Consider the following 1,445-nt stretch of genomic DNA (forward strand, 5'->3'; position numbering starts at 1 on the left):
TGTCCAGCCATGCGGCGATGTCGGCCACCAGCGGCTCCAGCCCGGGCGGCAGCGCGCGCCCGCCGGCGCGCAGCGCGCCGAGCCGGTCGGCAATGGAGGACAGCACCGGCAGCATCAGCAGCATGCGTTCGCGCAGCCGCTGCATCGACACCGCCGCCCCGGCATGGCGCGGGTCGTCGCGGCGCAGGAATTCGATCAGTGCCTCGAACTGCACCAGGTCGGCCGCCAGCCGGTTGCGCGGGGTGTGCGCCTGGCCACGCAGCAGGATCTGCCGGCACCACTGCGCCGCATCGCCCATCCAGTTGCCGATCCGCGCGCGCAGCATCGGCTGCACCGAGGTCGGGAAGAACAGCGAGGCGAACAGTACCGCCACCACGGTGCCCAGGATGATCTCCTCGCTGCGTGCCACCACCGTGTCGAAGATGGTGTCCGGCGAGGTTACCGCCGGGAAGCCGATGAACGCGGTGGTGTACCCGGCCAGCAGGAACGCATAGCCGCGCGGGCCGCGGTTGAGCAGGGCGATGAACAGGCAGGCCGACAGCCACAGCGACATCGCCGCGCTGAGCAGGAACGGGGTTTCCACCAGGTGCGGCAGCATCCACAGCGTGGCCGCCCCGGCGATGATCGTGCCCAGGATGCGGTACACGCCCTTGGCGCGGGTGGGGCCGAGCATCGGCTGGGTCACGATGTACACGGTGGCCATCGCCCAGTACGGGCGCGACAGGTTGCCGGCCAGGCCGATGTACAGCGCGGCCAGCGCGGCCAGGAAGGTCTTGACCGAAAACAGCCACGCCTGGCGGTCCAGCAGCAACATGGGGTTACCTCGTGGCCGTGCGCGGGGCCACGGCGTCGGCATTCCAGCCGCCGCCGAGCGCCAGGAACAGCTGGATCTGGTCGCGCGATACCTGCGCCTGCGCGTCGGCCAGGGTGGCATCGGCCGACACCAGCGTGCGGTCGGCATCCAGGCTGGACAGGTACGGGGTGCGCCCGCCCTGGTACAGGCGGCGGTTCTGGCTGGCTGCCAGCGCGGACTGCTGCTGGGCCAGCTGCAGCGACTGCAACCGCTGCAGGTCCTGCGCATAGCGGCTCAGCGCGGTCTGGGTTTCGCGCAGCGCCTGCAGCACGGCGTGGTCGAACTCGGCCAGCGCCGCGTCGGCCCCGGCCTCGGTGGCGTGGATGCGCGCATGCGTGCCCGAGGACGGCAGCGTCCAGGAGATCAGCGGGCCGATCGACCACTGCTGGGTCAGGGGCTGGCCGAAATCCTCGAGCAGGCCGGCCGCGCCGACCGAGGCACCCAGGCGGATGTCCGGGTACAGCTCGGCGGTGGCCACGCCGATCCGCGCGGTGGCTGCGGCCAGCCGGCGTTCGGCCTGGCGCACGTCGGGGCGGCGCGCCAGCAGCGCGCGGCCATCGCCCACCGGCAGCGGCTGGGCCAGGGTCGGGGC

At 72.5% G+C, this 1,445-nt stretch carries 2 protein-coding genes; both read right to left on the bottom strand.

Annotated elements, in window-relative coordinates; translation table 11 throughout:
• A partial coding sequence (locus tag DBR34_RS11210; RefSeq protein WP_146186826.1) for an FUSC family protein occupies positions 1–814 on the bottom strand: 814 nt, incomplete at its 3' end.
• Positions 815–818: 4 nt separating this feature from the next.
• Positions 819–1,445 (bottom strand): TolC family protein (locus DBR34_RS22725; RefSeq protein ID WP_258223826.1); only part of this gene is annotated, 627 nt, incomplete at its 5' end.

Origin of the sequence: Stenotrophomonas sp. HMWF003, from assembly GCF_003061285.1 — a bacterium.
Classification (GTDB): domain Bacteria; phylum Pseudomonadota; class Gammaproteobacteria; order Xanthomonadales; family Xanthomonadaceae; genus Stenotrophomonas; species Stenotrophomonas maltophilia_AP.